Source organism: Corynebacterium sp. LK31, assembly GCF_014335015.1.
GTDB classification, from domain to species: Bacteria; Actinomycetota; Actinomycetes; order Mycobacteriales; family Mycobacteriaceae; genus Corynebacterium; species Corynebacterium jeikeium_D.
The window spans coordinates 162,393-184,880 of the sequence record NZ_PDGW01000024.1; the positions used below are offsets into that span (position 1 = coordinate 162,393).

Sequence of the window (22,488 nt, forward strand, 5' to 3'; positions counted from 1 at the left end):
AAGGCTTCTGATGCTTGTGAAGGCGGATTGAGTGACCACAAAATTGTGGCTGCGAGAGTCGTGGCCACCTAGACCTCCAGGAGGACTAAAAGTGGCAAAGGCGAAGTTCGAGCGTACGAAGCCGCACGTCAACATCGGTACCATTGGTCACGTTGACCACGGTAAGACCACCACTACCGCCGCTATCACCAAGGTTCTGGCTGACAAGTTCCCGGACCTGAACGAGTCGTTCGCTTACGATGCCATCGATAAGGCACCGGAAGAGAAGGAACGTGGCATTACCATCAACGTTTCCCACGTTGAGTACCAGACGGAGAAGCGCCACTACGCTCACGTCGATGCCCCGGGCCACGCCGACTACATCAAGAACATGATTACCGGTGCTGCTCAGATGGACGGCGCAATCCTGGTTGTCGCTGCTACTGACGGCCCGATGCCGCAGACCCGCGAGCACGTTCTGCTGGCTCGCCAGGTTGGCGTTCCGTACATCCTCGTTGCACTGAACAAGTGCGACATGGTCGACGACGAAGAGATCATCGAGCTCGTCGAGATGGAGGTCCGCGAGCTGCTGGCTGAGCAGGACTACGACGAGGAAGCTCCGATCGTCCACATCTCCGCTCTGAAGGCTCTTGAGGGCGAAGAGAAGTGGGTCAACTCCATCCTCGAGCTGATGGAAGCTTGCGACGAGAACATCCCGGATCCGGTTCGCGAGACCGACAAGCCGTTCCTGATGCCGATTGAGGACATCTTCACCATTACCGGTCGCGGCACCGTTGCTACCGGTCGTGTTGAGCGCGGCGTTCTGAACGTTAACGACGAGGTCGAGATTCTGGGCATCAAGGAGAAGTCCCAGAAGACCACCGTTACCGGTATCGAGATGTTCCGCAAGCTGCTGGATTCCGCTGAGGCTGGCGACAACTGTGGTCTGCTGCTCCGCGGTACCAAGCGTGAGGACATCGAGCGCGGTCAGATCGTTGCTAAGCCGGGCGCTTACACCCCGCACACCGAGTTCGAGGGTTCCGTCTACATCCTGTCCAAGGATGAGGGCGGCCGTCACACCCCGTTCTTCGACAACTACCGTCCGCAGTTCTACTTCCGCACCACCGACGTCACCGGCGTCGTTTCCCTGCCGGAAGGTGTCGAGATGGTCATGCCGGGCGACAACGTTGACATGTCTGTCAAGCTGATCCAGCCGGTCGCAATGGACGAGGGCCTGCGCTTCGCTATCCGCGAGGGTGGCCGCACCGTCGGCGCTGGCCGCGTTACCAAGATCGTTAAGTAAGTCTTTTCCCCATAGGGGAAATGCTTTAACTTAAGTCTTAGAAGAATCCCGACTCCGCGTAAGCGGAAGTCGGGATTTTTTGTATCTGTACATAGCCGACACTAGACCGGGCGGGGCGGCGCAATAGCCGTCGTCAAGCAGACTGTGCCGTAATGGGTGTGATGTACGTTGCACTTTGGAATCGTGATTTTACATTCGTAGCCCGGACGTGCTTTAATACGGAGGTTGCTTTAACAAAGGCGTTCGCGCCAATTGTTGTATCAGGCCCAGCTGGGAACCAGTACGAAATTGGATTTAGCGCCTATGGTAAGGCGAGCATGACCACGTAGGGAAGTTTCTTCCCAATCGTGCCTCACGGAGAAAACGGGCGACACGCCCGACCGCGGGGGTCGGAGGTGGCATGGCAAATTAACAGCGGCAGTAGGCAAAATGAAGAGCCCCACGAGGGGGACTTGTTTTCCACTGGGATTTGAGTGCAAGGCGTTATTCGTCCGCTCGGGTCATGGCCATAAGTTAATTTGCCATGACGATCGAAGACGAAATCGCTTTGAAGTAATGCACAACCCAGTTTTGATTTCTGGCGCTGGCCATAGTTGCTGACGGCGTCGAGAAACATTGACAGGGTCGACGCCCCTTTAATTGGGGCGCGCCGACCGAGGAGAGGACAAGCGTGGCCGGACAGAAGATCCGCATCAGGCTCAAGGCCTACGACCACGAGGCTATCGACGCTTCTGCGCGAAAGATCGTGGAGACCGTTACCCGTACGGGTGCACGCGTCGTTGGCCCAGTGCCGTTGCCAACCGAAAAGAACGTTTACTGCGTTATCCGTTCGCCGCACAAGTACAAGGACTCGCGCGAGCACTTTGAGATGCGCACCCACAAGCGTCTGATCGACATTCTCGATCCAACGCCGAAGACAGTCGATGCACTTATGCGCATTGACCTTCCGGCAAGTGTCGATGTGAACATTCAGTGATCCTGGACTTTTGGTAGCGGAGACAAGATAAATGAGTGAAAACGAGATCAAGGGCATCCTGGGCACGAAGCTCGGTATGACTCAGATCTTCGACGAGGAGAACCGCGTTGTTCCGGTTACCGTCGTTGAGGCTGGGCCGTGCGTAGTGACTCAGGTGCGCACTAAGGAAACCGACGGCTACGACGCCGTCCAGATTGCATACGGCGAAATTGACCCGCGTAAGGTCAACAAGCCGGAGGCCGGCCACTTCAAGAAGGCCGGTGTGACCCCGCGTCGCCACAGCGTTGAGATTCGCACCCCGGACGCTTCCTCTTACGAGGTCGGCCAGTCCGTTGGTGTCGACATCTTCGGCGAAATTGAGTACGTCGACGTCACTGGTACCTCTAAGGGCCACGGCTTCGCCGGTGGTATGAAGCGCCACGGCTTTGCTGGCCAGGGTGCTGCTCACGGTAACCAGGCTGCTCACCGTCGTGTTGGTGGCATTGGCGCTTGCGCCACGCCAGGACGCGTCTTCAAGGGCAAGCGCATGGCAGGCCGCATGGGTAACGACCGGGTCACGACCCAGAACCTGAAGATCCAGAAGGTTGACGCTGACGCGAACCTGCTGCTCATCAAGGGCGCAGTTCCGGGTGCACGCGGCGGCCTCCTGGTTGTTAAGACTGCCACGAAGGGTGGTGCTCACGCATGACCAACCTCAAGCTAGACGTACACACCGCTGAAGGCGGCGTGAACGGTTCGGTTGAGCTTCCTGCTTCCGTGTTCGACGCGGAGGTGTCCATCGCCCTGATGCACCAGGTTGTTGTCGCACAGCGTGCAGCAGCTCGCCAGGGCACCCACAAGGTCAAGACCCGCGGTGAGGTTCGCGGCGGTGGCCGCAAGCCGTGGCGCCAGAAAGGTACCGGTCGCGCTCGTCAGGGTTCGATCCGTGCTCCGCACTGGACCGGCGGTGGCGTTGTCCACGGCCCGGTTCCGCGCGACTACAGCCAGCGCACCCCGAAGAAGATGATTGCAGCTGCTCTGCGCGGCGCACTCTCTGACCGTGCTCGCCACGACCGCATCCACGTTGTCGAGGAACTGGTCCCAGGCCAGACCCCGTCCACCAAGGCAGCTCGTACTTTCGTCGAGCGTCTGACTGAGCGCCGCAACGTGCTCGTCGTTCTGCCGCGCGAGGACGTCAACTCGTGGAAGTCGGTTCGTAACCTGCCAGGTGTCCACATCCTGTCTGAGGATCAACTGAACACCTACGACGTTCTGAAGGCCGATGACGTCATCTTCGCCGTTCAGGCACTCAATGACTTCATCACTCGCACCGCCGGTAAGGAGGAGAAGTAATGGCTACCATCGCAGATCCCCGCGACATCATTGTTGCACCGGTAGTGTCTGAGAAGTCCTACGGACTCATGGAGCAGGGCGTTTACACGTTCCTGGTCCACACCGACGCTAACAAGACCCAGATCAAGATCGCGGTCCAGGAGATTTTCGGTGCTAAGGTCGCTTCCGTCAACACCCTCAACCGTGAGGGCAAGCGCAAGCGTTCCCGCACCGGCTACGGCAAGCGCAAGAACACCAAGCGCGCCTACGTGACTCTCGCGGCCGGCAGCGATCCCATCGACATCTTCGGCGGTTCGGCAGCTTAGCCGCTAGCCGACGAGGAAGTTAAGGAAGAGCAAAAGTATGGCTATTCGTAAGTACAAGCCGACTACGCCGGGTCGCCGCCAGAGCTCCGTCTCCGAGTTCAGCGAGATTACTCGCTCGACTCCTGAGAAGTCTCTGCTGCGCCCGCTGTCGAAGACTGGTGGCCGTAACGTTCACGGTCACATCACCACTCGCCACAAGGGTGGCGGACACAAGCGCCAGTACCGTGTCATCGACTTCCGTCGTAATGACAAGGACGGCATTCCGGCAAAGGTCGCTCACATCGAGTACGACCCGAACCGTACCGCCAACATCGCACTGCTGCACTACGCAGACGGTGAGAAGCGCTACATCATCGCTCCGAAGAACCTGAAGCAGGGTGCCATCGTTGAGTCCGGCGCTAACGCCGACATCAAGGTTGGTAACAACCTGCCGCTGCGCAACATCCCGACCGGTTCCACTATTCACTGCGTGGAGCTCAAGCCGGGTGCTGGCGCACAGCTGGCACGTTCTGCTGGTGCTTCTATTCAGCTTCTCGGTAAGGAAGGCAAGTACGCAGTTCTGCGTATGCCGTCCTCTGAGATCCGTCGCGTCGACGCACGTTGCCGTGCAACCGTCGGTGAGGTCGGAAACCAGGATCAGATCAATATCCGTTGGGGCAAGGCCGGCCGTATGCGCTGGAAGGGCTGGCGCCCGACTGTCCGCGGTGTTGTCATGAACCCGGTCGACCACCCGCACGGTGGTGGTGAGGGTAAGACCTCCGGTGGTCGCCACCCGGTTTCCCCGTGGGGCCAGAAGGAAGGCCGCACCCGTAAGCCGAACCGTCCGAGCGACCAGCTGATCGTTCGTCGCCGTCGTACCAACAAGAATAAGAAGCGCTAAGGAGGGAACTGAGAATGCCACGCAGCCTTAAGAAGGGCCCGTTCGTCGATGAGCACCTCCTCGCGAAGGTCGATGCACAGAACGAGAAGGGCACCAAGCAGGTCATTAAGACCTGGTCTCGCCGCTCCACGATTCTCCCCGATTTCATCGGCCACACCTTCGCCGTTCACGACGGTCGCAAGCACGTGCCGGTGTTCGTGGATGACTCTATGGTCGGCCACAAGCTGGGCGAATTCGCCCCGACCAAGACCTTCAAGGGTCACGTCAAGGATGACAAGAAGGGACGTCGATAAGCCATGAGCAACGACATTACTTCTGCACGCGCAACTGCGCGCTTCGTCCGCGTTACTCCGATGAAGGCACGTCGCGTCCTGGACACCGTTCGCGGTAAGTCCGTCGACGAGGCACTGAACATCCTGGAGTACGCTCCGCAGGGTGCTGCTGATCCGGTTGCCAAGGTTGTTGCGTCTGCAGCTGCAAACGCTGAGAACAACTTCGGCCTGGACCGTCGTACTCTGGTCATCTCCGAGGCTTACGCCAACGAGGGACCGACCATGAAGCGCTTCCGCCCGCGTGCGCAGGGCCGTGCTTTCCACGTCCGCAAGCGCACCAGCCACATCACCGTGGTCGTCGAGAGCCAGAAGGAAGGTGACCGATAGTGGGACAGAAGATCCATCCACACGGTCTTCGCCTCGGTATTTCCAGCGACTGGAAGTCCCGCTGGTACGCCGACAAGCAGTACGCTGACTACCTGGCCGAGGACATCAAGATCCGCGATCTGCTGTCCACCGGTCTTGAGCGCGCCGGCATCTCCGATGTCGTTATCGAGCGCACCCGTGACCGCGTGCGTGTGGACATCCACACCGCACGCCCGGGCATTGTTATCGGTCGTCGTGGCTCCGAGGCTGACCGCATCCGCGGCCAGCTCGAGAAGCTCACCGGCAAGCAGGTTCAGCTGAACATCCTCGAGGTCAAGAACATTGACGCGGATGCGAAGCTGGTTGCTCAGTCCATCGCTGAGCAGCTCGCCAACCGTGTCGCTTTCCGTCGTGCAATGCGCAAGGCTATCCAGTCTGCAATGCGTCAGCCGCACGTCAAGGGCATCAAGGTTGTCTGCTCCGGTCGTCTCGGCGGTGCCGAGATGGGCCGCACCGAGCGCTACCACGAGGGTCGCGTTCCGCTGCACACCCTGCGTGCGGAGATCGACTACGGCACCCACGAGGCTCACACCACCTTCGGCCGCATTGGCGTCAAGGTGTGGATCTACAAGGGTGACGTGATCGGTGGCCGTCGCGAGTCCGAGATCAACGCCGGCAACGACCGCCAGCGTCGCGGCAACGACCGTCCGCGTCGTGGTGGCAAGCGTCGTCAGCGTGCATCTGAGAAGAAGGAGGGCTAATTCATGCTCATCCCGAAGCGCGTTAAGTTCCGTCGCCAGCACCGCCCGACCCGTTCTGGTATGTCCAAGGGCGGCAACAAGGTGACTTTCGGTGACTACGGTCTCCAGGCTCTCGAGCCGGCCTACATCACCAACCGTCAGATTGAGGCAGCGCGTATTGCTATCAACCGCCACGTCAAGCGTGGTGGTAAGGTCTGGATCCAGATTTTCCCGGACCGTCCGCTGACCCAGAAGCCACTGGGTGTTCGTATGGGTTCCGGTAAGGGCCCGGTCGAGAAGTGGGTTGCAAACGTCAAGCCGGGTCGCATCATGTTCGAGATGTCCTACCCGGACGAGGCAACTGCTGTCGAGGCACTGAAGCGCGCAGGCGCTAAGCTGCCGATTAAGACCCGAATCGTTCGGAAGGAGGATCAGTACTGATGTCGAACGGCATTCCCGCCCACGAGCTTCGCTCGCTGGATAACGATGACCTGGTTGCCAAGCTCAAGGAGTCTAAGGAGGAGCTGTTCAACCTCCGTTTCCAGAGCGCTACCGGTCAGCTGACCAACAACCGCCGTCTCCGCACTGTCCGCAAGGATATTGCTCGCATTTACACCGTTATGCGTGAGCGCGAGCTCGGCCTGTCTGCTGCACCAACCGATGGTGATGCAGCATGAGTGAGGAAAACATGAACACCACCGAGGCTGGCGCACGCAAGGTGCGCACCGGTTACGTCGTGTCCGACAAGATGCAGAAGACCATCGTCGTCGAGCTCGAGGACCGCAAGCAGCACGCCCTGTACGGCAAGATCATGCGCACGAACTCTAAGGTCAAGGCGCACGACGAGAACGAAGAGGCTGGCGTGGGCGACCGCGTCCGCATCGAAGAGTGCCGTCCGCTCTCCAAGGACAAGCACTACCGCCTGCTCGAGATCGTCGAGAAGGCTAAGTAAGACCCGATAGCTGAGCAATCAGCCAGGGCTTTACGACGAGAACCCCGCCGCGGGAAACACGCAAGTGTTTTCTGTGGCGGGGGTTTTGTTTTTGGCAAGCCATGTTTCTTCGTGTTTCTATTCCCCTCAGTGCAAGTTTGCTGGGTTTGTATCTCTGATAGCATTGGCGAGGATTTATGCTGTGTGAGGGGAGAAGTTCGGTGACTACTGACGTGACCAGGATTGATGATCGAGACCTGGAGTCCTCACTTCGCTCACACGACGTGGCGACATTGTCGCGGCTTTTAGCTGATATTGAGCCCAAGGCTGCCGCTCGAAAGATGCGCCGCCTCAGCCATGAGGACCGTGCGCTGTTCTACCGCACGCTACCGAAAGACACCGCGGTTGAGACCTTCGATGAGCTGGACTCCGCTCTGCAGGCGCACCTGATTGATAGCCTCCGCGATCCTGAAGTCACCGCAGTCTTTGCGGAGATGGAACCGGACGACCGAGCTGAGTTGCTCGATGAGTTACCAGCCTCGGTTGCTTCAAAACTGCTCGCCGATCTACCGGATGATGAGCGAGAGCTGACCAACATTGTTCTCGGTTACGCCGATGGTTCCATTGGGCGTCGAATGAGCCCGGAGCTGGTGTCGCTTCACGACGATATGACGGTGGGGGAGGCTCTGGAGACCGTCTACAAGCATCTGGATGATGCCGAATCCATCTACACCCTGCCGGTGTCGAACCGGAATCGCCGCCTGGTGGGCGTGGTCAGCCTTCGTGATTTGATGCGCGCCAGCAGTGATATCCATGTTGCGGCGATTTTGCGGAAGGCAGACTACGCAGAGGCCACCGAGTCTGAAGAGAAGGTGGCTCGCATGTGCGCTGATCGTAAGCGCCTAGCTCTGCCGATTGTCGACAGCGAGCAGCGTGTTATCGGTCTGCTCACGGTGGACGACGCACTCCGGATTCTGGAGGAGGCAGACTCCGAGGACCAAGCTCGTATTTCCGGTTCTGAGCCTCTGCGCTTGCCGTACCTTGCTACGCCAATCTTTGAGATTGTTCGCTCTCGTGTGGTCTGGTTGCTCGTGCTGGCAATCGGTGCGACATTGACTGTGCAAGTCCTGGAAACCTTCGAAGAGACGCTGTCTCAGATGGTGGTTCTTTCGGTGTTCGTGCCGCTGCTGATTGGTACAGGTGGCAATACCGGTAACCAGGCTGCAACTACGATTACGCGTGCGTTGGCGCTGGGGGATGTCCAACCCCGCGATATATTCAAAGTCATTCTCCGAGAGGTGAGGGTCGGCGCGTTCCTCGGTCTATTGCTTGGCACTCTCGGCCTGCTGCTAGCTGGCTTGGTTTACGGTTGGGACATCGGCCTAGTGATTGGCCTTACGCTGCTGGGTATTTGTACTCTCGCGGCAACCGTCGGTGGCATTATGCCGCTGATTGGTAAGAAGTTTGGCATTGACCCAGCAGTCTTCGCTAACCCGTTCATTACGACGCTTGTCGACGCCTCCGGTCTGATCATCTACTTCCTGATTGCTAAGTCGGTACTGGGGATTTAGACCCCACGGTGCGCAGCTGCACCGATACATAAAAAGTGTCCAGCTGCGCCATAATGGTGGCCATGAGCAATGGCACCCACAATCACCGCACTTGGAAAGAAATTATCGCTGCCGATCCGCAGCATTCCCGGCGCTACGCCAACCGGTGGCGGGGGTTCGTTCGCGAGGGCCGCGATATCGATGGTGAGGCGCGGCTGGTGGATGCGATGGCGCCACGCCACGCTCGAATTCTAGATGCCGGTTGTGGTCAAGGACGCGTGGGCGGTTACTTGGCGAAGGCTGGACACCAGGTCGTTGGTGTCGACGTCGACCCCTATCTCATCGATGAGGCAAAGCGCCAGTTCCCGGACGCGACGTGGTTGGTAGGGGACTTGGCGCAATTGCCCCACGTGCTTGACGACGGCCTAGAGAACACACCCCACGGTGACACGGCATCCGCCTTCGATGTCATCATTTGCCCCGGCAATGTCCTGACCTTCGTAGCGCCAGAAGACCGCACGAAGGTACTGCAGGTCTTCGCAGCGGCACTGAATCCGGAGGGCGGTCGTGCCATCATCGGCTTCGGTGCCGGCCGTGGATGGGACTTTGCGGATTTTGAAACCATTGCGCAGGAGGCGGGGCTCACCGTGATTCAGCGTTATTCGACGTGGGATCTTCGTCCGTTTGAGGATGAGTCTCAGTTCCTGGTTGCAGTGCTTGAACGGGGGTAGGGAGCTGTGATCGTCGTAAAGCGGTTGCGATTCCGTGCCGGACTGTCGTTATTCTTTTATGCGAATAACTGCAATTAACGGCACGCAGGGAAAGGCTTCGGCGGTGACGCTATACGAAACGCTGGATACGGCTGGTGACAAAAAACAGGAACTGATGACGCAGGACTACGGACGTTTTGCGGTTCGAGCGGTCCTGGCGGGCATGTATCTGACGTTGGGAACGGCCTTTGCAGCGGTAGCTGGCCAAGTGGCCGAAGGTATTGCTCCGGGCACTGGGGGACTGGTCTTTGCGTGCCTGTTCGGGCTTGGACTGTTCGCCATTGTGGTGCTCGGTGCAGAGCTGGCGACTGGCAGCATGATGTTTGTGTCCTGGTCCGCTGCACGCGGTCGCATGTCGTGGGGAGTGGCCCTTCGGATGGTGGCCGTCGCCACGTTCTACAACTTCATCGGTGCCGCGATTGTGGCGCTGGTGCTAAGCCAGAGCGCCAAACTCGGTGGGATTGATGACACACATCTGATTTCCACCTTGACCGAGGGGAAGCTGGCCAAGCCGTTCTTCGGTGCTTTCGTAGAGGCGATGGGCGCGAACTTCGTGGTCAATATGGCTGTTTTAGGCGCGCTACAAGCCAAGGAAATCATTTCAAAGTTCGCTGTGATTCTGCCGATTATTGCGGTGTTCGTTGGGCTCGGGCTTGAGCACGTGATTGCGAACTTCTCGCTGTTTTCCTTGGCCTTTTTCGCCGATCCGCGTCCTGCCGGCTTCGATGGCCTGCACATTACAGGCAACTGGGTGGCAGTGTGGTTGGGCAACTTCGTAGGCGGTGGCCTGGGAATTGGCGCGCTCTACGCCTGGTTGAACCAGACGAAGACCAGCTATGTTGATTAGCTTTTGAGCTTTGCCGGCGCCTATCCGACGGCCTATCTCAAAGGGCTATCCGACGGCCTGCCCGAAGAGCAGGCCGACGAAGTAGGACACAATCAAACCGAGCGCGCCACCGATGACCAGACGTAGCGCAGCCTTGCCGGAGTGCGTGGAGCTGAGCTTAGCGCTGATGTAGCCGGTCAAGGCCAACGTCACGATGGTGACAACGGTGACCGCAATCGCGCCGGAGGTGGGGCCGGTGAACACCAGGGCCGCAATCATCGGCAGGATGGCGCCGAGTAGGAACGACAGTGCCGAAGAACCAGCAGCCGCCCAGGGGTTGGTAAGTTCCTCGCCGTCAATGCCCAATTCCAGCTTTAGGTGAGCTGCCAGCGGATCATTTTGCGCGATGCCGTGGGCAGCATCTTCGGCGATATGTTTTGGGATGCCGTAGCCAGAGAGAATCCCCACGAGCTCATTATGCTCTTCATCTGGAAAGTCCTTGAGCTCGGCCTTTTCTTTGGCAATCAGCGCTCGCTCAGTATCGCGCTGGGTTGAAACCGAGACGTATTCACCCAGAGCCATCGAGATAGCACCAGCGATAACGGCCGCGGCACCAGCAGTCAGAATGGCTTCGCGAGAGGAACCTGCTGCAATCACGCTGAGCAAGATCAGAGCAGTGGAGACGATACCGTCGTTGGCTCCGAGGACACCAGCGCGAAGCCAGTTGAGCTTCGACGTCTCAGAAGACTTATGCGGTTCATGAGGATGCGCGTACGTGGTCATGGCAGGACCTTTCTCCCATGTCAGCCTCACGCCTACGGGTGGTACGAGGCCTCACCATCGATTTAATGCCGATTCGGGCACATTCTCAACCAGCGAAGTGAAACGAGGGCAGTCCTCTCGTATGTAGTTTTATGCCAGCTTATGTGGGTGTTTGCGGAGGCCGTCGCGCGTCAATGTCAATACCGCGATTAGCGCAATCAGCGCGCAGGTCAACATTGATATAGCCATTGATAAGGGCAGATTGGAACCAAGCCCCACCAACGGGGAAACTGTGGCGGCCGCGAGGAATTGTGTGAAGCCCATGAGACCGGAACCTGAGCCAATTCCGATATCTCGAACCTCCTCAATTCCGAGCGCCGTGGCATTGGCGAAAATTAGCGGCATCATCGGCACCGTAATGAACAGCAACAGCCAGGTAGTGAAGAAGGTAACCCCGACGATGGCATTAATAATCAGGCCTACCGACGTCACGAGCATGACCGTAAGAGCAACTAAAATGCCCTTGCGGGGATGAAGCCGGTTGATCATCTTGCCGTTGAGGATTGACACAAATGTCAACATCGCTGCATTGGATGCGAACACGAGAGAGAACTGAGTAGGGGTGAGCCCCAGCAGCTCCTGGAAGATAAAAGGTGACGCAGCGATATAGGAGAACATCACCGAGAAGCCACCAGCGAAAGCTAACAAGTAGCCGACAAATACGGGCCGCTGTAGCAGCCTGCCGATATTGGGCAGGAGATTGCGCAGAGAGCCTGTGGAGCGTCGCTCTGGCGGCAGAGTTTCCGGAACCATCAGAATCACAATCGCGACCATCGCGACGTTGATGGCTGCGAGAAACCAGAACACGCTGCGCCAGCCGAAGGCGGGGCCCAGAAAGCCACCCACAAGGGGAGCGATTGCCGGGGCGATGGAGGAAATGCCCATCAGCGTGGAGAAAGCTCTCGCTGATGCCTTGCCCGTCAAGAGGTCTGGGACTACAGCACGAGCCAGAACCACTGTGGAGCCACCAGCTAACCCCTGGAACAGGCGCATTGCAATAAGCGTGCCAATATTCGGTGCTATTGCACAGAGGATTGACGAGCCCAAGAACACCAAAGCCGCAATGAGAAGCAACTTTCTACGGCCCAAACTATCGGAGAGCGCGCCAATGACGAGCTGCCCTGCAGCCATGCCAATCATGAAGGTCGTCAGCGTGAGCTGAACCATTGACTCGGTCGTGGAGAACTCCTTGGCTATCTCCACGAAGGAGGCCAGGTATGTATCTGCGCCGAACGGGGCGGCGGCGGATAATAAGGCTAACCCAGCAATAAGCGATAGCGGCAGCGTCTGTGCTGGCTGTGTCTGAGCGCTCTCGGAATGTTGATTTGTCACTGTCTCAGTATAGGGTTGCCGCGGAATAGGGTTGCTGCGGAGGACATAAGCCATGTTGGGGCATGAAACTAAGGGATTTTGTTGTCCCGCACGAACGTGCCATAATACACAGGTTGCGCGAAGTGGCTGCGTGCTGCTCTCAACGGTCTATGGCCGTAGTTAGCACGAGGTCAAAGCGATATGGAAGCTGCCTCTAGCAGGTGCTTTCGTCGTAAAGCGTAAACACAAGACATAAAGACCGCGTGCGTTTAGGACGGAAATCTGACGCACAATGCAACCAGGTCAGGAGAAACGCAGTGATTCAGCAGGAATCCCGTCTGCGCGTTGCCGACAACACTGGTGCACGTGAAATTCTGTGCATCCGCGTTCTCGGTGGCTCGACCCGACGCTTCGCTGGCATTGGCGACACCATTGTCGCAACTGTCAAGGAAGCTACTCCGGGCGGCAACGTCAAGGCAGGCGAAATTGTTAAGGCAGTTATCGTCCGTGCGAAGAAGGAGACCCGTCGTCCGGATGGCTCCTACATCTCGTTCGACGAGAATGCAGCTGTCATCATCAAGGCCGACGGTGAGCCAAAGGGCACCCGTATTTTCGGCCCGGTCGCGCGTGAGCTGCGTGACAAGAAGTTCATGAAGATTGTCTCGCTCGCACCGGAGGTGATTTAAGTGAAGATCCGTAAGGGCGATACCGTGCTGGTTATCTCCGGTCCGGACAAGGGTGCTCAGGGTAAGGTCATCGAGGCCTACCCGAAGCGCGACAAGGTCCTGGTCGAGGGCGTTAACCGTATCAAGAAGCACGTTGCAAACTCCGCTGCGGAGCGCGGCGCTTCCTCGGGTGGCATTGTCACTCAGGAAGCTCCGATTCACGTGTCGAACGTCATGCTGGTCGACGAAGATGGTACCCCGACTCGCGTCGGTTACCGCTTCGATGAGGACGGCAAGAAGGTTCGCATCTCCCGCCGTACCGGGAAGGACATCTAAGCATGAGCGAAAATTACACCCCTCGTCTGAAGGCCCGTTACCGCGATGAGATTCGCGGCAAGATGCAGGAAGAGTTCTCCTACGAGAACGTCATGCAGATTCCGGGCGTCACCAAGGTCGTCGTCAACATGGGCGTCGGCGCTGCTGCTCAGGACAAGAAGCAGATCAACGGTGCTATCAACGACCTGACTCTGATCACCGGTCAGAAGCCGGAGACCCGTCGTGCTCGCAAGTCGATCGCTAACTTCAAGCTCCGTGAAGGCGATGCCATCGGCGCTCGCGTCACCCTGCGTGGCGACCGTATGTGGGAGTTCCTGGATCGTCTGCTGACCGTGGCTCTGCCGCGAATCCGCGACTTCCGCGGTCTGTCTGATCAGCAGTTCGATGGTCACGGTAACTACACCTTCGGCCTGTCTGAGCAGACCATGTTCTACGAGATCGACGTTGACAAGATCGACCGCCCGCGCGGTATGGACATCACCGTCGTGACCACCGCTACCAACAACGAGGAAGGCCGCGCGCTGCTGCGCGAGCTGGGCTTCCCGTTCAAGAAGTAGTTTTGCCTCTTCGGTAGCTTTTGCCTGAAGCCCCGGATGCCGCTTGGCCTCCGGGGCTTTTTGCTGCTCTGTTAACTGCTTATGTTCGTGGGGGAGTGAGGTCGCTGTGCGGGGCCTGCGTAAAAGTTACCAGTGTTGCTGGTGGGAAAGTTGACCCTTTTTGGGGGTTGGAAATTAGTAAAGCCACAAGGTTTCTCAGTTGAAAGTTAGGCGTTTGTGATGATTTCGTTGTAAACTGCCATTCGTCATAGTGACGGCCGCCAAAATGCATTGTGGTCGTTATCAATTTGGGCAAGGCTTAAGTGACTTCAGCTTCTGTGTGATTGAGCCAGTGGTTCTACACAGAGCGGTTCTTAAGTTAAAACGCAAAGGGATTAACTACATGAAGAACTTCTCCGTGGCCGTCCGCTCGGCTGCTATTGCAACTGTTGCGGCTCTGGGTCTGAGCTTGGGTGCAGGTGCTGCCAACGCACAGCCGGCACTGCCGGAAATGCCGAACATTCCGATTCCGGGTATCGGCGACACCGGCCCGAAGGGCGTCAAGCAAATCGTTACCTTCGGTGACTCCTTCACCGCTAATGCCGGTAAGGGCGGCCCGCGTGGCCTGGCGCCGGGACAGAACGCACTGGTCGCTAACTGCGCTACCGACATGGAAAACTGGCCGAAGATTGCAGCTTCGAAGCTGAACAAGTCCCTGGGTGACTGGTCCTGTAACGGTCTTGGCGGCTTCCCGGGTCAGCTCCTCGCATACCTGGAGGCTTCCATCCAGTACGGCGACATCGGAGAGGGCACCGAGAAGGTTGTCCTGATGTACGGCGGCATGGACTGGGTCCAGTGGGTTGACGTGGCAGGCGAGCTTGTCGCAAAGCCGGATCCCCAGGCTCCATCCGCGTTCAAGCAGACGCTGCGTCAGTTCACTGACCGCGTCCACCAGGTTGCCCCGGGCGCTCAGGTCGTCCTGGCGTCGTACCCTGAGTACGCCACTGATGATCAGCTGTGCCTGGTGAACACCTCGGACCAGACCTTCCCGATCCCGGCACCGGGTGCCAGCGAGATCCAGGGTGCATTCCGTGACAGCATTCGCTCCGCATCTCACCACGTAGGTGCCGGCTTCATTGACGTCTACGAGGCAACCCTCGGCCACGGTACCTGCAACCCGAACCCGGATGAGCGCTTCGTCGCCGGTTTCGCAGACCCGGTGATGGGTCCGATGACCAACCATCCGACGGTGGCTGGTGAAAAGGCAATGGGTAACATCATCGCCGACCAGCTCTACTAATTTCCTCTAGCCGGCGCCATGTCGGCTAGGAATTGAGTTCCACTGTTAATTGGTGGGGCTTCACGCCGCGAGCGGACTAACGTCCGTCTGCGGCGTTTTTGCATTTCGGCCTGTATTTGTTAGTATCACCAGGTCTGCCCTCTATAAGAGGTGCGGCAGTAAAAATGTAAGAACTTTGCTGTAGGCCCCTCGCCTCGCATCGTCTCTGGCGTCACCTGGGTGGCGAGCTGACTCGGCTATTGAACCGAGTTGGCGAACAGTAGCCCTTAAATCGCCGGAATCACGATATTGGAAATCGCTCCAACTTAAGCTTTTGCCGTGTGACAGTTGCTGTTTGCGCGGTCATCGGAGTTAGCCACGAGGTGGGAAGGAACCGCAGCGAGAAAGGAAGCGGTCACTAACCATGACCATGACTGACCCAATCGCCGACATGCTGTCGCGCGTGCGCAACGCTAACAACGCGTACCACGACTCTGTCTCGATGCCGTCGTCCAAGCTGAAGGCTAACATCGCCGAAATCCTCAAGTCTGAGGGTTACATTGCGGACTACGCAGTCGAGGATGCCAAGGTCGGCAAGACCCTGACCCTGAACCTGAAGTACGGTCCGTCCCGCGAGCGTTCGATCGCTGGCGTGCGTCGCGTCTCCAAGCCGGGTCTGCGTGTTTACGCAAAGTCCACTAACCTGCCGAAGGTCCTCGGCGGCCTGGGCGTGGCTATCATCTCCACGTCTCAGGGCCTGCTGACTGACCGTCAGGCTTACGAGAAGAAGGTTGGCGGGGAAGTCCTCGCTTACGTCTGGTAAAGGGGGAACTACACAATGTCTCGTATTGGTAAGAACCCTGTCGTTGTCCCGGCAAACGTTACTGCCCAGGTCAACGGCCAGGACGTTTCCGTCAAGGGCCCGAAGGGCGAGCTGTCTGTCTCTATCCCGGCTCCAATTACCGTTGAGCTGAAGGACAATGAGATTGTGGTCAACCGCCCGGATGACCACCGCAAGAGCCGCTCCCTGCACGGCCTGTCCCGTTCGCTGATTAACAATATGGTTGTCGGTGTGACCGAGGGCTACACCATCAAGATGGAAATCTTCGGTGTCGGTTACCGTGTCGCCAAGAAGGGCAAGGACCTCGAGTTCTCCCTGGGCTACTCGCACCCAGTCCTGATCGAAGCACCGGAAGGTATCACCTTCGACGTCGACGGCACCACCAAGCTGTCGATCACAGGTATTGATAAGCAGCAGGTCGGACAGCTCGCAGCTAACATCCGTCGTCTGCGTAAGGATGATCCTTACAAGGGCAAGGGCATTCGTTACGATGGCGAGCAGATCCGTCGCAAGATCGGAAAGACGGGTAAGTAATGAGCAACACCAACGAAAAGCGCCTCCCGGTAGGCAAGGACATCTCGACTCGTCGTCGTGTCGCCCGCGCCCGCCGTCACGCACGCTTGCGCAAGAACGTCCGCGGCACCTCCGAGGCACCGCGCCTCGTCGTGCACCGCTCTTCCCGCCACATCACCGCTCAGGTTATCGACGACTCCATCGGTCGTACCCTGGCAGCTGCTTCCACTCTGGACGCAGATCTCCGTGGCTTCGAGGGCGACAAGAAGGCCAAGAGCGCCAAGGTCGGCGAGTTGATTGCTGCTCGCGCTAAGGATGCTGGCATCGAGAAGGTCGTTTTCGACCGCGGTGGCTACCAGTACCACGGTCGCGTTGCTGCTCTGGCCGAGGCTGCCCGTGAAGGTGGTCTGAAGTTCTAATGCGCACTTACAAGTCCAACGGAAGGAATGCGTGATGTCGGAACGCGATAAGCGCGAAGGCGGACGTAACTCCGCTGACAACAAGAACAACAACCGTCGTGGTGGCCGCGGTAACGACCGTCGCCAGCAGGACGAGCGTTCGCAGTACATCGAGCGCGTAGTAACTATCAACCGAGTTTCCAAGGTCGTCAAGGGTGGTCGTCGCTTCAGCTTCACCGCTCTGGTCATCGTCGGTGACGGCGAGGGCATGGTCGGCGTCGGCTACGGCAAGGCCAAGGAAGTACCGGCAGCTATCCAGAAGGGTGCTGAAGAGGCTCGTAAGAACTTCTTCCGCGTCCCGATGATTGCTGGCACCATCACCCACCCGGTTCAGGGTGAGACCGCTGCTGGCATCGTGCTGCTGCGCCCGGCTGCTCCGGGTACCGGTCTGATTGCCGGCGGCGCTGTCCGCCCGGTTCTCGAGTGCGCCGGCGTTCAGGATGTTCTGTCCAAGTCGCTGGGTACCAACAACTCCATCAACGTTGTTCACGCAACCGTTGATGCTCTCAAGCAGCTGGTTCGCCCTGAAGAGGTCGCCGCACGTCGTGGCAAGTCCCTCGAAGAGGTCACCCCAGCACGTATGCTGCGCGCACGCGCAGGTCAGGGAGCGTGATTTCCATGGCACTGAAGATTACCCAGGTCCGTGGTACCGCTGGTACCAAGCAGAACCAGAAGGATTCGCTGCGCACCCTCGGCCTGAAGCGCATCAACGATTCCGCCGTTCGCCCGGATACTCCGGCTGTGCGCGGTCTCGTGAACGTTGTGCGTCACCTGGTCGAGGTTGAAGAAGTAGCGGGGGAGTAGGTAAACCATGAGCGAACCAATTAAGCTCCACGACTTGGCCCCGGCTCCGGGAGCTAAGAAGAAGAAGACTCGCGTCGGCCGTGGTGAGGCTTCCAAGGGTAAGACCGCTGGTCGCGGCACCAAGGGCACCAAGGCCCGCAAGCAGGTTTCGGCAGCATTCGAGGGTGGCCAGATGCCACTTCACATGCGTCTGCCGAAGTTGAAGGGCTTCAAGAACCCGGCGAAGGTCACCTTCCAGGTGGTCAACGTTTCGGATCTGGAGCGTCTGTTCCCGAACGGTGGCGACATCACCATCGCCGACCTGGTTGCAAAGGGCGCTGTCCGCGCTAACCAGCCGGTGAAGGTCCTCGGCGACGGCGACATTAACGTCTCCGTCAACGTCACCGCAACCAAGTTCTCGGGCTCCGCAAAGTCCAAGATCGAGGCTGCAGGCGGCTCTGTCACTGAGGCCTAAAGCATTTAAGCTTTAACAAAAGAGCTCTTAACCCAAGTGGTTAAGAGCTCTTTTTGTATTAAGAGGGAAGGGGGAGGGCAGCGCGAACCGCTGGTTTACAGCAGGCCGGTGTTGTGCAGAGCCCGCTCCAGTTGGTCGATGTCAGCGTCCGTATGGAGTGCGGTAATGGTCAATCGCAACATTGCCTCACCACGGGGAACCGTCGGATAGCGAATTGCAGGTATGAACACGCCTAGCTCCGCTAACTGTGCTGAGGTGTCCATCGCTACGGTCTCGTCCCCGACGGGCAGCGGGATGATTGCAGATGCGGGGTCTGACTGCGCGCCAACCAGGGAGCGGACGCGCGCAATATTACGTTGCAATCGCTTGACGACGTCCCCAACCTCCAACTGCTTCAACGCTGCGCGGATAGCTGCGACAGAACCAGCGTTCATGGACGTTGAGTACACGAAGCTACGGGCTTGATTGCGTAGTAGTTCGCCAACTGGTGCCGAGCAGAGAACGTATCCTCCTTCGACACCGAGAGCCTTGCTCGCGGTGCCGACCACAATGTCCGGGCGGATGCCCAGGTGCGCTGCAGTGCCACGACCTTGTTCTCCGATAACGCCGACGCCGTGGGCGTCGTCAAGCATCAGCCATGCGTTGCGACGGCGACAGGTGCGCTCGAGTGCCGGGCCGTCGATGACCTCGCCTGACATAGAGAACACGGAGTCGGAGATGACAAGTTTGTGGCGGGCGCTGGATGTTGCGAGGAGACGGTCGAGCGTCTGATAGTCAGCGTGCGGAAAGACCGTGACTTTAGCCCGGGCATTGCGGCATCCGTCAATGATGGAAGCATGGTTGGCGGCGTCGGAGAAGATTTCAACGTCGGCGGTGGCGATGGCTGCGATGGTTGAGTGGTTCGCCTGGTAGCCCGTCGCAAAGAGAACGGCATCGTCGAAACCGAAGAACTGCGCGAGTTCGCTTTCAAGTGCGCTGTGGATGCTAGTGCCGGTGGTCAGGCGAGACCCGCCGGACCCGGTGCCGAAATGCCCAATTGCCTCGGTGGCAGCTGAGACGAGTTCAGGGTGCGTGGACAGGCCGAGGTAGTCCGAAGAAGAAAACAATAGATAGTCGGCTCCGTCAATTCGGCTATGCGGTAGTTGTGCGGTTTCGAAAGTGCGCAGTGTGCGGGCAAGTCCTGCACCGGCCCAGGCCGTGTTTCTTTGGGCGGCGATTGCTGCGAGGTCGCTGCTGAGGCCGGTAGTGTCCGTCGAGAAACTGGCGTCAGCTGGGAGCTCGATATAGACCGGCGTGTTCTCCAGGTAATCGATCAACTCGGGGATATCGGTGCCGGGTTCAACGATGAAAATGCGAGTACCAAGAGTGCTGCCGTGGTCCTTGATATTGGGGATACGGTGGAAGATTCCGTCCAGTGCGAGATAGCCACGCGTGTAAAAGGGATCGTCGGAGAGGCAGATTTCTGCGACGATGCCCGGGGCGCTGTGAACCTTGGATGCGAGGATGAGCGCCTCGTGAAAATGGTCCTTGGCGCAGTCCTTGCTGGGGTGTGAGATGGCATCAAAAGTGGAAACCCGTACACCGCGGGCTGGGTTTGGGTCGAGCCGCTCACCGGAGGAGGCATCGATAAGAGCGGCGCCGCGAAGACCCGTGAGTGAATAGGCCATCTCGACGGCGATATCGGCGGCCTGTATACCTGCAGCATGTAGGCGTTGAGTAATGAGCTTGCGGGCGTCCCCAGGGCTGGAGTTCGACTCTAGAAAGGGCACTAACGCCGGCACGGTGCTGATGGTCGACTCTTCGATCTTGTCCACAGTGATGTGAATTGTGTCGGGACGACCCTTGTCGTGGTGAAGTGCACGGTTAGTCATAGCAGAAGCCAGCTGAGGTAGTTCGGTGGCCGGTGCAAGACGCTCAGCGCCAGAGATATGGCAGCCATCGGCGCTGGAGCGCATGCGAATGCTGTAGGTACTCACAGAGCAAAACTTTAACACTGTTCAAGTTTTGTTTGAGAAGGTTGGGTGGAGCACATGAGAGGGCGGGGGCTCAGAGGGGATGAGCGCTGGAATCGTCGTCAAGCGAAAAGAGGTGATTGACGGGGCGCTGTACTAACGGTGATATAGAGGCGTATTGCGACGATATGGAGAAACGCTGGTAGACTCACTACGTCAAATACTGTCAATTAAAGGTTTGAGGAATACGTCATCCGCGTTGCTTAACTAAAACGGAAGACTGCTGGCGGACAAGCGGGTAAGTCTTTCGGGAAAAGCGTGGGAGAAGCGGATTTCTTGACCTCGGGAGGATGCACGTGGCTTCCGGTCTCATTGCGGCGTTGCGCGATCCCGATTTGCGTAAGAAGATCTTCTTCACTCTGACGATGATCATTCTGTACCGAATCGGCTCGCAGATTCCAAGCCCTGGTATCGACTACCAGTTGGTCAACGCGCAGCTCGAGCAGATTTCGAAAGATCAGTCCAGCGTTTACTCGCTGATCAACCTGTTCTCAGGTGGCGCTCTGCTGCAGATGGCGATTTTCGGCATCGGCATTATGCCGTACATTACGGCCTCGATTATCGTCCAGCTGCTCACGGTGGTGATTCCACACTTCGAGCAGTTGAAGAAGGAAGGGCAGTCGGGTCAGACGAAGATGACCCAGTACACCCGCTACCTCACAGTAGCGTTGGCGTTGCTGCAGTCTGCGGGCATTGTGGCCATGGCAGACCGTGGCGCCCTGCTGGGTGGCTCGCAGTCGCTGCTGGTCAAGGATGCGGGTGTCTTTGACCTCGTGGTGATGGTCGTTGTGATGACCTCCGGTGCCGTGCTGGTCATGTGGATGGGTGAGCTCATCACGGACCGAGGTGTCGGCAACGGTATGTCGCTGCTGATTTTCTCCGGTATCGCCGCTGGTATGCCGGCACAGGGCGCGAACATTCTGCGCTCCACTACCGGTGTCGTGTTCGCCACCGTGATTGTTGCGGTGCTGATTCTCATCATCGGCGTTATTTTCATTGAGCAGGGACAGCGCCGTATTCCGGTGCAGTACGCAAAGCGCATGGTTGGTCGTCGCCAGTACGGCGGATCTTCCACCTACCTGCCGCTGAAGGTGAACCAGGCCGGTGTTATCCCGGTCATCTTCGCGTCCTCGCTGATTTACGTGCCGGTTCTGATTACCCAGATTGTTCAGTCCGGTCAGTCGAATCCGAACATGGACAACTGGTGGCAGCGCAATGTCATTCAGTACCTGCTGGCGCCGTCCAGTTGGCAGTACATTCTGCTGTTCTTCCTGATGATCATCTTCTTCTCCTTCTTCTACACCTCCGTGCAGTACGACCCGCACGAGCAGGCGGAGAACATGAAGAAGTACGGCGGATTCATTCCGGGCTTCCGCCCAGGGCGTCCGACTGCTGAATACCTGTCCTACGTCCTGATTCGCCTGCTGACTGTCGGCTCGCTGTACCTGGCGCTGATTGCTGTTCTGCCAAATGTCGCTCTTGATATGGGGCTTGGCGACGCGAACTCGGGTACAGGCGGTATGTTTGGAGGTACAGCCCTGCTGATTCTGGTCAGTGTTGCGCTGACGACGGTCAAGCAGGTTGAAAGCCAAATGATGCAACGTAACTACGAAGGGTTCTTGAAGTAATGCGACTCGTACTTGTAGGTCCTCCCGGTGCAGGTAAGGGCACTCAGGCAGCTATCCTCTCGGAGAAGCTCGGTGTCCCGCACATCTCCACCGGTGACCTGTTTCGCGCAAACATCGGTGAAGGCACTCCGCTCGGCATTGAGGCGAAGTCCTACATCGACGCCGGCAACCTTGTTCCGGACGACGTGACTGTGCGTATGGTCGAGTCCCGTCTGAACGAGGACGACGCTGCCAAGGGGTTCCTGTTGGATGGCTTCCCGCGCACTGTTGGTCAGGCAGAAGAGCTGAAGCGTCTGCTGTCCAACCTCGGTACTGAGCTGGATGCGGTCGTACAGTTCGACGTTTCTGAGGATGTCGTAGTCGAGCGCATGCTGGCCCGTGGTCGCGCAGACGACACTGAAGAGGTCATCCGCAACCGCATGCATGTGTACACCAATGAGACCGCTCCTTTGCTGGATTACTACTCGGAAAAGATCATCAAGATTGCCGCTGAGGGATCCGTTGAGGAGATTAACGAGCGCACGATGGCTGAGCTGGAGAAGCTGAACTAAGCTCCTGGCGTGCCGGTATTTGGTGCTCTGGCAACTTTGCGTTGGTCG

30 protein-coding genes and 1 pseudogene are annotated in these 22,488 nt (G+C 58.2%); 27 read left to right on the plus strand and 4 right to left on the minus strand.

The genetic code is table 11. The features are described from left to right. Positions 1 to 91: 91 nt before the first annotated feature. The 15 genes from tuf to CRD18_RS09410 all read left to right on the plus strand — a co-directional run bounded on the left by tuf (position 92) and on the right by CRD18_RS09410 (position 10,251). Complete coding sequence (gene tuf / locus CRD18_RS09340) at positions 92 to 1,282, plus strand: elongation factor Tu (protein WP_049170037.1); 1,191 nt, start codon at positions 92 to 94, stop codon at positions 1,280 to 1,282. A gap of 670 nt (positions 1,283 to 1,952) precedes the next feature. Then, positions 1,953 to 2,258 carry a 30S ribosomal protein S10 gene (gene rpsJ / locus CRD18_RS09345; RefSeq protein WP_003938093.1) on the plus strand — a complete coding sequence of 102 codons (306 nt, stop codon included), beginning with the start codon at positions 1,953 to 1,955 and terminating at the stop codon, positions 2,256 to 2,258. 31 nt (positions 2,259 to 2,289) lie between these two features. Next, positions 2,290 to 2,946 (plus strand): 50S ribosomal protein L3, encoded by a 657-nt coding sequence (rplC, locus tag CRD18_RS09350; protein WP_005509762.1) that lies wholly within the window; start codon positions 2,290 to 2,292, stop codon positions 2,944 to 2,946. After that, positions 2,943 to 3,590: a 50S ribosomal protein L4 gene (gene rplD, locus CRD18_RS09355; RefSeq protein WP_016422055.1), complete on the plus strand. Its 648-nt coding sequence runs from the start codon at positions 2,943 to 2,945 to the stop codon at positions 3,588 to 3,590. Before rplC ends, rplD begins: the two co-directional genes overlap by 4 nt. After that, a complete protein-coding gene (gene rplW / locus CRD18_RS09360; RefSeq protein WP_005509869.1) occupies positions 3,590 to 3,895 on the plus strand; it encodes a 50S ribosomal protein L23 in 306 nt (101 codons plus the stop codon). Before rplD ends, rplW begins: the two co-directional genes overlap by 1 nt. Positions 3,896 to 3,932: 37 nt before the next feature. Continuing rightward, positions 3,933 to 4,775, plus strand: coding sequence for a 50S ribosomal protein L2 (gene rplB / locus CRD18_RS09365; RefSeq protein ID WP_016422056.1), 843 nt, complete (start codon positions 3,933 to 3,935; stop codon positions 4,773 to 4,775). A gap of 14 nt (positions 4,776 to 4,789) precedes the next feature. Continuing rightward, on the plus strand, positions 4,790 to 5,068 hold the full coding sequence (gene rpsS / locus CRD18_RS09370) for a 30S ribosomal protein S19 (protein WP_005509882.1): 279 nt from the start codon (positions 4,790 to 4,792) through the stop codon (positions 5,066 to 5,068). A gap of 3 nt (positions 5,069 to 5,071) precedes the next feature. After that, a complete protein-coding gene (rplV, locus tag CRD18_RS09375; RefSeq protein WP_005509775.1) occupies positions 5,072 to 5,434 on the plus strand; it encodes a 50S ribosomal protein L22 in 363 nt (120 codons plus the stop codon). Beyond that, positions 5,434 to 6,174 carry a 30S ribosomal protein S3 gene (rpsC, locus tag CRD18_RS09380; RefSeq protein ID WP_016422058.1) on the plus strand — a complete coding sequence of 247 codons (741 nt, stop codon included), beginning with the start codon at positions 5,434 to 5,436 and terminating at the stop codon, positions 6,172 to 6,174. Before rplV ends, rpsC begins: the two co-directional genes overlap by 1 nt. 3 nt (positions 6,175 to 6,177) lie before the next feature. Continuing rightward, a complete protein-coding gene (rplP, locus tag CRD18_RS09385) occupies positions 6,178 to 6,594 on the plus strand; it encodes a 50S ribosomal protein L16 (RefSeq protein WP_016422059.1) in 417 nt (138 codons plus the stop codon). Further along, complete coding sequence (rpmC, locus tag CRD18_RS09390; protein WP_005509851.1) at positions 6,594 to 6,830, plus strand: 50S ribosomal protein L29; 237 nt, start codon at positions 6,594 to 6,596, stop codon at positions 6,828 to 6,830. The genes rplP and rpmC overlap by 1 nt, the downstream gene beginning before the upstream one ends. Further along, positions 6,827 to 7,105, plus strand: a complete 279-nt coding sequence (rpsQ, locus tag CRD18_RS09395) for a 30S ribosomal protein S17 (RefSeq protein WP_048760623.1) — start codon at positions 6,827 to 6,829, stop codon at positions 7,103 to 7,105. Before rpmC ends, rpsQ begins: the two co-directional genes overlap by 4 nt. 200 nt (positions 7,106 to 7,305) lie before the next feature. Continuing rightward, positions 7,306 to 8,655 (plus strand): magnesium transporter, encoded by a 1,350-nt coding sequence (mgtE, locus tag CRD18_RS09400; RefSeq protein ID WP_049170011.1) that lies wholly within the window; start codon positions 7,306 to 7,308, stop codon positions 8,653 to 8,655. A 53-nt stretch (positions 8,656 to 8,708) separates the two neighbouring features. Next, positions 8,709 to 9,365, plus strand: coding sequence for a bifunctional 2-polyprenyl-6-hydroxyphenol methylase/3-demethylubiquinol 3-O-methyltransferase UbiG (locus CRD18_RS09405; RefSeq protein ID WP_070653453.1), 657 nt, complete (start codon positions 8,709 to 8,711; stop codon positions 9,363 to 9,365). 103 nt (positions 9,366 to 9,468) lie between these two features. After that, the gene (locus CRD18_RS09410; RefSeq protein WP_070653454.1) at positions 9,469 to 10,251 is read left to right on the plus strand and encodes a formate/nitrite transporter family protein; all 783 of its coding nucleotides are present in this window, start codon (positions 9,469 to 9,471) and stop codon (positions 10,249 to 10,251) included. A gap of 45 nt (positions 10,252 to 10,296) precedes the next feature. Here CRD18_RS09410 and CRD18_RS09415 read toward each other — a convergent pair whose 3' ends face one another. Together CRD18_RS09415 and CRD18_RS09420 are read right to left on the minus strand one after the other, a co-directional pair. Next, positions 10,297 to 11,013, minus strand: a complete 717-nt coding sequence (locus tag CRD18_RS09415; RefSeq protein WP_070653455.1) for a VIT family protein — start codon at positions 11,011 to 11,013, stop codon at positions 10,297 to 10,299. A gap of 129 nt (positions 11,014 to 11,142) precedes the next feature. Then, the gene (locus CRD18_RS09420; protein ID WP_242458703.1) at positions 11,143 to 12,384 is read right to left on the minus strand and encodes a multidrug effflux MFS transporter; all 1,242 of its coding nucleotides are present in this window, start codon (positions 12,382 to 12,384) and stop codon (positions 11,143 to 11,145) included. A 296-nt stretch (positions 12,385 to 12,680) separates the two neighbouring features. Here CRD18_RS09420 and rplN point away from each other — a divergent pair, with 296 nt between their 5' ends. The 10 genes from rplN to rplO all read left to right on the plus strand — a co-directional run bounded on the left by rplN (position 12,681) and on the right by rplO (position 18,249). After that, positions 12,681 to 13,049 (plus strand): 50S ribosomal protein L14, encoded by a 369-nt coding sequence (gene rplN / locus CRD18_RS09425; protein WP_016422069.1) that lies wholly within the window; start codon positions 12,681 to 12,683, stop codon positions 13,047 to 13,049. After that, a complete protein-coding gene (gene rplX / locus CRD18_RS09430) occupies positions 13,050 to 13,364 on the plus strand; it encodes a 50S ribosomal protein L24 (RefSeq protein WP_005509963.1) in 315 nt (104 codons plus the stop codon). It begins immediately after the preceding gene. A 2-nt stretch (positions 13,365 to 13,366) separates the two neighbouring features. After that, entirely contained in the window at positions 13,367 to 13,921 is a 555-nt protein-coding gene (rplE, locus tag CRD18_RS09435) for a 50S ribosomal protein L5 (RefSeq protein ID WP_005509901.1), read from the plus strand. Between the two features lie 382 nt (positions 13,922 to 14,303). Beyond that, positions 14,304 to 15,200: a GDSL-type esterase/lipase family protein gene (locus CRD18_RS09440; RefSeq protein WP_049170004.1), complete on the plus strand. Its 897-nt coding sequence runs from the start codon at positions 14,304 to 14,306 to the stop codon at positions 15,198 to 15,200. A 403-nt stretch (positions 15,201 to 15,603) separates the two neighbouring features. After that, positions 15,604 to 16,002: a 30S ribosomal protein S8 gene (gene rpsH / locus CRD18_RS09445; protein WP_005509822.1), complete on the plus strand. Its 399-nt coding sequence runs from the start codon at positions 15,604 to 15,606 to the stop codon at positions 16,000 to 16,002. A gap of 15 nt (positions 16,003 to 16,017) precedes the next feature. Next, positions 16,018 to 16,554, plus strand: coding sequence for a 50S ribosomal protein L6 (gene rplF, locus CRD18_RS09450; RefSeq protein WP_005509895.1), 537 nt, complete (start codon positions 16,018 to 16,020; stop codon positions 16,552 to 16,554). After that, positions 16,554 to 16,952 (plus strand): 50S ribosomal protein L18, encoded by a 399-nt coding sequence (gene rplR, locus CRD18_RS09455; RefSeq protein WP_005510009.1) that lies wholly within the window; start codon positions 16,554 to 16,556, stop codon positions 16,950 to 16,952. The genes rplF and rplR overlap by 1 nt, the downstream gene beginning before the upstream one ends. A gap of 34 nt (positions 16,953 to 16,986) precedes the next feature. Continuing rightward, the gene (rpsE, locus tag CRD18_RS09460; protein ID WP_005510059.1) at positions 16,987 to 17,604 is read left to right on the plus strand and encodes a 30S ribosomal protein S5; all 618 of its coding nucleotides are present in this window, start codon (positions 16,987 to 16,989) and stop codon (positions 17,602 to 17,604) included. A gap of 5 nt (positions 17,605 to 17,609) precedes the next feature. Continuing rightward, positions 17,610 to 17,795 carry a 50S ribosomal protein L30 gene (gene rpmD, locus CRD18_RS09465; RefSeq protein WP_005509843.1) on the plus strand — a complete coding sequence of 62 codons (186 nt, stop codon included), beginning with the start codon at positions 17,610 to 17,612 and terminating at the stop codon, positions 17,793 to 17,795. Positions 17,796 to 17,802: 7 nt separating this feature from the next. Next, positions 17,803 to 18,249, plus strand: coding sequence for a 50S ribosomal protein L15 (rplO, locus tag CRD18_RS09470; protein WP_005509936.1), 447 nt, complete (start codon positions 17,803 to 17,805; stop codon positions 18,247 to 18,249). Between the two features lie 95 nt (positions 18,250 to 18,344). Here the strand turns inward: rplO and CRD18_RS11225 are convergent, their stop codons facing one another. Together CRD18_RS11225 and CRD18_RS11230 are read right to left on the minus strand one after the other, a co-directional pair. Continuing rightward, positions 18,345 to 19,532 carry an aminotransferase class I/II-fold pyridoxal phosphate-dependent enzyme gene (locus tag CRD18_RS11225; protein ID WP_370551063.1) on the minus strand — a complete coding sequence of 396 codons (1,188 nt, stop codon included), beginning with the start codon at positions 19,530 to 19,532 and terminating at the stop codon, positions 18,345 to 18,347. Between the two features lie 9 nt (positions 19,533 to 19,541). Then, positions 19,542 to 20,204, minus strand: a pseudogene (locus CRD18_RS11230) (6-carboxyhexanoate--CoA ligase); the annotation flags it as partial. Between the two features lie 347 nt (positions 20,205 to 20,551). Between CRD18_RS11230 and secY the strand changes: the two are divergent. Both secY and CRD18_RS09485 read left to right on the plus strand, forming a co-directional pair. Beyond that, positions 20,552 to 21,889: a preprotein translocase subunit SecY gene (gene secY, locus CRD18_RS09480; RefSeq protein WP_042388411.1), complete on the plus strand. Its 1,338-nt coding sequence runs from the start codon at positions 20,552 to 20,554 to the stop codon at positions 21,887 to 21,889. Then, on the plus strand, positions 21,889 to 22,440 hold the full coding sequence (locus CRD18_RS09485; RefSeq protein ID WP_005509947.1) for an adenylate kinase: 552 nt from the start codon (positions 21,889 to 21,891) through the stop codon (positions 22,438 to 22,440). Before secY ends, CRD18_RS09485 begins: the two co-directional genes overlap by 1 nt. The last annotated feature ends 48 nt before the right edge of the window (positions 22,441 to 22,488 follow it).